The organism is Mycobacterium sp. E1715, from assembly GCF_001667625.1.
Taxonomy (GTDB): domain Bacteria; phylum Actinomycetota; class Actinomycetes; order Mycobacteriales; family Mycobacteriaceae; genus Mycobacterium.
Window position 1 is genome coordinate 23,184 of record NZ_LZJJ01000145.1, and the last position, 6,369, is coordinate 29,552.

Annotated in this window: 8 protein-coding genes; 4 read left to right on the top strand and 4 right to left on the bottom strand. The window is 67.5% G+C overall.

The window, feature by feature from the left end:
- Nucleotides 1-28: 28 nt before the first annotated feature.
- A complete protein-coding gene (locus tag A9X03_RS08190; RefSeq protein WP_067750326.1) occupies nucleotides 29-1,795 on the bottom strand; it encodes an amidohydrolase family protein in 1,767 nt (588 codons plus the stop codon).
- A gap of 154 nt (nucleotides 1,796-1,949) precedes the next feature.
- Here A9X03_RS08190 and A9X03_RS08195 point away from each other — a divergent pair, with 154 nt between their 5' ends.
- The 4 genes from A9X03_RS08195 (at nucleotide 1,950) to A9X03_RS08210 (ending at nucleotide 4,348) form a co-directional block, all read left to right on the top strand.
- Nucleotides 1,950-2,618 (top strand): TetR/AcrR family transcriptional regulator, encoded by a 669-nt coding sequence (locus A9X03_RS08195; RefSeq protein ID WP_067750236.1) that lies wholly within the window; start codon nucleotides 1,950-1,952, stop codon nucleotides 2,616-2,618.
- Nucleotides 2,619-2,662: 44 nt separating this feature from the next.
- Nucleotides 2,663-3,130 carry a hypothetical protein gene (locus A9X03_RS08200; protein ID WP_067750233.1) on the top strand — a complete coding sequence of 156 codons (468 nt, stop codon included), beginning with the start codon at nucleotides 2,663-2,665 and terminating at the stop codon, nucleotides 3,128-3,130.
- 97 nt (nucleotides 3,131-3,227) lie between these two features.
- On the top strand, nucleotides 3,228-3,857 hold the full coding sequence (locus tag A9X03_RS08205) for a cutinase family protein (RefSeq protein ID WP_068260505.1): 630 nt from the start codon (nucleotides 3,228-3,230) through the stop codon (nucleotides 3,855-3,857).
- A 23-nt stretch (nucleotides 3,858-3,880) separates the two neighbouring features.
- On the top strand, nucleotides 3,881-4,348 hold the full coding sequence (locus tag A9X03_RS08210) for a nuclear transport factor 2 family protein (protein ID WP_068260507.1): 468 nt from the start codon (nucleotides 3,881-3,883) through the stop codon (nucleotides 4,346-4,348).
- A gap of 46 nt (nucleotides 4,349-4,394) precedes the next feature.
- Here A9X03_RS08210 and A9X03_RS08215 read toward each other — a convergent pair whose 3' ends face one another.
- The 3 genes from A9X03_RS08215 to A9X03_RS08225 all read right to left on the bottom strand — a co-directional run.
- Complete coding sequence (locus A9X03_RS08215; RefSeq protein WP_068260511.1) at nucleotides 4,395-4,775, bottom strand: DUF5073 family protein; 381 nt, start codon at nucleotides 4,773-4,775, stop codon at nucleotides 4,395-4,397.
- Nucleotides 4,775-5,560 carry a heavy metal-binding domain-containing protein gene (locus tag A9X03_RS08220; RefSeq protein ID WP_067750227.1) on the bottom strand — a complete coding sequence of 262 codons (786 nt, stop codon included), beginning with the start codon at nucleotides 5,558-5,560 and terminating at the stop codon, nucleotides 4,775-4,777. The genes A9X03_RS08215 and A9X03_RS08220 overlap by 1 nt, the downstream gene beginning before the upstream one ends.
- 178 nt (nucleotides 5,561-5,738) lie before the next feature.
- On the bottom strand, nucleotides 5,739-6,369 hold a 631-nt coding region (locus tag A9X03_RS08225), incomplete at its 5' end, for an SDR family NAD(P)-dependent oxidoreductase (RefSeq protein ID WP_068260514.1).

Consider the following 6,369-nt stretch of genomic DNA (forward strand, 5'->3'; position numbering starts at 1 on the left):
GCGGTGCCGCAAATGATTAGGCGGCGCGTCACGCCACCGGCGTCAGGCTCCGGGAATCCTGACCGGCCCGCAGAAAACGGCCGAACTTCTGCCTGCCCAGTGCCGGTGCGGGCTCGCCCGCACCGAACGCGAACCGTCCCGCCACGAGCACGGCGCTGACGGTTTCGTCGTTGCGGTTGACCATCCGCGACAACCCGCCGTAGGACTCCACCGGATGCTCGGCGTAACGATCCAGCGAAGCGTCGAGCTTGTCCGGATTGATCACGACGAGGTCGGCGCGATCACCTTCGCGCAGGGTGCCTGCGTCGATTCCGTACCAGGAGCCGAGCTCGCCGGTGAGCCGGTGCACGGCACGCTCGACCGACATGAACGGGGTGCCGTGCTTTTCCGCCTCGTGCACGTGCCGCAGCAGGCGAAGCCCGGAGTTGTAGAAGGCCATGTTGCGCAGGTGCGCCCCGGCGTCGGAAAAGCCCATCTGCACGGTTTCACTTCGTGCCAGCTTCTTGAGCACCTCGGGGCGATGATTGGAAATCGTGGTGCGCCAGCGCAGCTGTTCGCCGTGCTCCACCACCAAGTCGAGAAACGCGTCGACCGGATGCAGGCCGCCGCGGTCCAGCCCCACCTGCCCGAAGGACTTGCCCACCACCGTCCGGTCGGGGCAGGCCACGATCTCGGCGTCGAAGAAGTCGCGGTGCCACACCCTGGGCCCGAACTTGCGGTCGTAGTCCTCGCGGAACCGGCGGCGGTAGTCCTCGTCGCGCATGAGCTGATTGCGCTCGATCTCGCTTTGCAGGTGCAGCGCCGCTGCGCCCGCGCCGAACTCCTCGAACACCACCAACGAGATCCCGTCGGCGTAGACCTCGAACGGCACCGGCAGATGCTGCCAGCGGAAGTCGCCGCCGAGGCCGTTCACCACCCGCGCGAGCCGGTCCATCAGGTGGATCACCGGGGGTATCGCCTTGATGTCGGCCGCCGAGAGCAGGCTGGTCTTCAGCCGGGGACGGCCGAGGCCCAGCGACGTCGCCAGCTGCGAGACCACCGACAGTGGATTCTTGATATCCGGCCCCGACTGCAGGATCTTGTTGCGCCGCCGCAAGATCGCGTTCAACCGGCGCAGTTCGCGGGTCTTGGCGTACGTCGACGGCAGCGTGCGCGACCGGCAGACGTCGCCGTCGAGTTTGTCGAACAGCAGTTGTTGTGAGGACATCCCGACGAATCCCTCGTCGAGCGCCTCGTTCAGCATCGACTCCATCCGCGCCAGCTCCGCCGCGGACGGCCGGACGTCCTTGCGCGTCGCCCGGTCCAGGCCCATCGTCGCGGCACGCATGTCGGAGTGGCCCATGAAAGCGGCCACGTTGGGGCCCAGGTTGCGCCGGTCGAGTTCGGCGACGTACTCGGCCGGATTGTTCCAGGAGCGCGCCGCGTCGAGATGCTCGATGACATAGCGCCGCGGAATCGCCTCGACCCGGCCGAAGATGTCCCCCGCGTCGACGTTGTCCAGATAGACCGTGGACAACGAACACGATCCCAGCATCACGGTCGTCACCCCGTGTCGCAGTGATTCGGAAAGTGCTGGCTCACAGAGTATTTCGACGTCGTAGTGCGTATGGATGTCGATGATGCCGGGCATCACCCACTGTCCCGTCGCGTCGATCACCTCGGCGCCCGTCGTGTCGAGCGATTCCGGGGTGACGATCGCGACCCGGCCGTCGCGCACACCGATGTTTCTGCGCGCCGACGGCGCGCCCGTCCCGTCGAACCAGCGACCACCTGTGATCACGGTGTCGTAGTGCAAAGTCCCGCCTTCCTGCCGCGCGGCACCCCCAGATTCGCAGCGATCATACATAACGGCAGAAGTGTCCGGCCGTGTTAACCAGCACCGATCGCCTGCTTCCAGCCGCTATGATCCGGCTGTGGGGATCACCGGCTACGGCGTTGCCGCTCGATAGATGCGCAGTCACGGTTGGGCAGGAAATGCGCCCGCCTCCGACGAGGAGGCGATCGAGCGCATCCTCGATGCCGCCGACCGGATCATCGACGAAGGCGGCTCGGCGATGCGGATCGCCGACGTGGCGCGGGCGCTCGGGGTGACCCGGCAGACCGTTTATCGGTACTTTCCCGGGACGCAGGCTCTGTTGGTGGCGTCGGCCATGCGGTCGGCCGACGGCTTCCTGGATCGGATGGCCGCCCACCTCGAGGGCGTCACCGACCCGGTCGTGGCGATGACCGAAGGGATGGCCTTCGCCATCGAAGAGTTGGCCTCGGACAACCAGGTCGAAGTCGTGCTGAGCCAGCGCCACCGGGGCGGGCAGAAGGTGTCGATCATCTCCGATACCGCCCTGGCGTTCGGGCGGTCGATGCTGCACCGCTACGACATCGATTGGGAAAGCTACGGTTTCGACGAAGCCGGCCTCGACGAGCTGAATGAATTCAGCCTTCGGGTGCTGCACTCGTTCCTCGCCGACCCGGGGCGGCCGCCGCGCAGCGGTGCCGATCTGCGCCGGTACCTCACCCGCTGGCTGGGGCCGGCGATCGCCTATCCGCAGTTGGTGCGCGCGATGGGCGCGCTGCAGACGCCCGAGCCGCGCACGCGGCGGCGCCCTTCCAAGGCATCGTGACAATCGGCGACGGGCTCGGTTGACGACAACCACAAGGAGCGGGCATGACCGGCCTCGGACAGATCGCGCTCAATAGCGCGCCGGTATTCGGTGGGGCGATGCTGGCCGTCGCCGCCGGCCAGTTCCGCGGCCCGGATTATCGGGGCATGATCGCGCAGGACATGGACCTGCTGGAGCGGTTGCCGCCGGAGGCCGCCGGGCGACGCGCCGAATTGCAGCGCACCATCGACGCCCGCATCGACGACCTGATCGAGACCTCCGACCGGGGGCGGGCGTTGCGCAAGGCGGCATTGTCTTACCAGGGCAACTGGCGGGACTTGGTGCTCCTGGTCTGCGCGGTGCTGTTCACCATCATCTGGTGGGACGTCGACCACGACAGGGGCAACTGGCTACCCATGTTCGTCCTGCTGATCCTGCTGACCATCGTGACCGCCGCCTACGCGTTTCGCGGCGCGCTGCGCGCCGCCGGTTCGTTGGTGCACAGACGATCCCAGGCTCCCGGGTCGCGGTAGCCCGGTGTGGGCCCCCGCCGCATAACGCGCGCGTTTGGTCAGCCTGTGACAAGATCGCGCTGTGAAGGCGCATACCCTCGGCGGTCTGATTGGTGCTGTGCTGGCGCCCTTTTGGGCGCTTCCGGTTGCCCCGCTGACGGCGGCGGCCGACCCGTGCCCCGATGTCGAGGTGGTGTTCGCGCGGGGCACCAATGAGCCGCCCGGCGTCGGCCGAATCGGTCAGAGTTTCGTCGACACCCTGCGCTCGCACGTCGGCGGCAGGTCCCTGGGCGTCTATCCGGTCGACTACCCGGCGACGACGGATTTCCCCAGGGCCGTGGACGGCATCAGCGATGCGGGCGCGCACGTCGAACACATGGCGGTCTCCTGCCCGCGAACCAGGATGGTGCTGGGCGGATACTCCCAGGGCGCGGCCGTGATCGGCTTCGTCACCGAAAGCGCCGTCCCCGACGGAGTGCACCTGGTGCAGGCCCTGCAGCCAATGCCGGCGGAGGTTTCCAACCACGTGGCCGCGGTCACGCTCTTCGGCAAGCCGTCGAGCCAGTTCATGAACATCATCAACGAGCCGCCGGTGACGATCGGTCCACCGTATGCGGGCAAGACCATCGAGTTGTGCGTGCCCGGCGACCCGATCTGCTCGGACGCCACGAACCCCATTGCCCATCGGCAGTACGTCGAAGCTGGCATGGTGGATCAGGCGGCGGATTACGCCGCCGGCCGCATATAGCTCAAACGCTCGGGGAGGCCACTGTGGCCGCTGACGGAGATCCGATCGAGGGCGTCGGAAGCGCGGCCTTCGATGTTGCCGATCGGCTGGCGATCATCAACTTGTTCGGCGCCTACGCCTACACCTACGACCACGACCGGCTCGACGAGTTTCGCGCCTTGTTCACCGAATCCCCCGAGCTCGTCCTGCTGCACGAGGGCCAACCGCTGTCGGCTGACATCGACACGGTGATGAGCCTGCTCGCGGCCCGGAAGGCAGCGTTTCGGGCCGAGCACAATCAACGCCGCCATGCGCTGAACTCGTTCTGGTTCTCCAGACAGGACGCGGACGAAGCGACCGGGCACTGCTACGTTCAGGTCTTCGCCATCTCAGACGGTGGGCCGCCCCGTCCCGACCTGACCGGCTGTTACGACTTCACCGCGGTCAAACAGGACGGCCGCTGGCGGTTCAGCCGGTGGGTGGTGGGCATCGACCAAACGCAAACCCAGTGAACGTGCGCCCTGGCCTAAACCCCGTTTGTCGCAAGGTAATTGGCCCTCAGCGTGGCCCGGCCCCCACCTCCAGGACCTCGAGCGCCGCATCGATGTTGGGTATGATGGTCGGGCCGTAACTGTTCACCAGCTGTCCGAGCGCGCGAGCGATGTGCGGTCCGACCGCGCCGGCGGCGAGCACCTCCTCGGCCAAGACGATGCCGTTCACCAGGTGGGCGGCGCTCAAGCGGCCGTCCGGGGTGACTTCGTAACGCCAGTCGCCGATCTGCACCCGCTCGGGCTGCGACCGGAAGAAGCCGCGCCGCGCCGGAACGAGGATCACCCCCGGAACCCCGCAGAAGACCCTGAGCACCAGCCCGACTCCCCCGGGACCGGCCAGCGTCGTCCCGATGGCGTGGCCGACCCGCTGTTGATCAAGGCTCGTCATCAATCACTCATGGGCAGGACGAACGACGGCGTGAGGGTTTGCGGCTCGCCGCCGCGGCGCACCGCGGTTCCGGCCACGTAGAACTCGACGGTGTGATGGCCCCACGCGTAGTTCGAGATGGCGAAATGCACGCCGACGACGCCGGTTCCGCCATCGCGTTCGGCTTCGCTCTGCATACGCGACATGGCCAGCTCGCGAGCCTGGTAGCTCCCCTGCGTCCACTGCGGCATCTCGGCGTTGCGGCCGACCTGGCTGAGCGTGCGCAGGAACCCTTGCACGGCAATGTGAAACACGCAGTTGCCCATGACGAACGCCACCGGGGCGAATCCCGATCGCAGGAGCGTGGTCAGGTCTTGCCCGGACAGGTGGCTGGTGAACGCCTGCCCGTTGGGGCGCCGGTAAACGCCGGGCTTCTCCGTGTAGCGCACCGCGGTCCCGACCGCGATGAACTCCAGATGCTCGCCCTCGCCCTGATGGCGCCATTCGAGCCGGACGCCGACCACGCCGTCCGCGCCCAGCGAATCGGCCTCCGCCTGCATCCGCGACATCGCGTTCCAGCGCGCCCGGTAGGTGGCGTCGGTGAGCACGGGCAGTTCGGATTGCTGCCGAATGCCGGTGAACTGATAACCGACGTGGTAGACCGAGACGCCCATCACCAGTTCGATCGGCTCGAACCCGGCCCCGTGCAGCAGCGCGAATTCGTTGATGGACAGGTCGGAAGTGAACACCTTGCCTGCGTGCGACAGTCGTTCGCTGGCAACTGGGTCGAGCGGGTTCGGTTGCATTGTCAAAACACCCTCCTGCGGTTCGCAGGACAGCGTATGTCGCGCGACCGCGACGCACACCCCCAACGTGCGACTTTCCAGTGGACCCCGGGCGAAATGACGGTGGTCCGCGATCGTGGGACCCGGCGCCTCGCGGAGCCGGCCGGCCCGCGGCGAGATCGATTTGCTGCCGGGCCGTTCAGCCCGCGGCTTGCTTGGCCCCGATCATCCTGTGCAATTCGTCGACCGACCACGGTTCGGCCTGATGGTGGTCCCGGTAGCCCAGCAGCCGCGGCGTCGGCCGGTCGAACCTCCCGACGAATCCTCCTGCGGCAACGAAGATCTGGCCCGTGACGGCCCGGGCGAGGTCGCTCACTAGATACGCGTAGAGCGGGGCCACGAAGGCCGGCGGGGCGCTGTCGAGGGAGGCCCGCATGGTCATTTCGTCCAGCAATCCGCGGCGATGCAGGTCCTCGATGTGTCGTTCGTATTCGGCGCCGGTGGACAGCCGCGTCCGGGCACCGGGACACACCACGTTGGCCCGCACCCCATGCGGCTTCAGTTCCGCGGCGATGGCCACGGTCAGGGCGTTCACCGCTCCCTTGCCCGCGGGATAGCCGGTGCCGCCGTAATCGCCCAAGAAGGCGACCGAGCTGGTGGTGACGAGCGCGCCGTGCCCCTGCGCGGCCATCACACGACCGGCCGCCCGGCACGTGTGGAACGCCGAACCGAGGTGAGCGCTGACCAGGCGGTCGAACTCGTCCGGCGAGATGTTCAGGATCGAGGACCCTGGCGGCTCGGCAACCCCGGCGCAGTTGATCAGGGCGTCC

Excerpts from the sequence above, each read along its gene's own strand:
- A9X03_RS08195 (WP_067750236.1), top strand. The coding sequence starts at position 1,950 with ATGCGCAGTCACGGTTGGGCAGGAAATGCGCCCGCCTCCGACGAGGAG.
- A9X03_RS08200 (WP_067750233.1), top strand. The coding sequence starts at position 2,663 with ATGACCGGCCTCGGACAGATCGCGCTCAATAGCGCGCCGGTATTCGGT.
- A9X03_RS08215 (WP_068260511.1), bottom strand. The coding sequence starts at position 4,775 with ATGACGAGCCTTGATCAACAGCGGGTCGGCCACGCCATCGGGACGACG.
- A9X03_RS08220 (WP_067750227.1), bottom strand. The coding sequence starts at position 5,560 with ATGCAACCGAACCCGCTCGACCCAGTTGCCAGCGAACGACTGTCGCAC.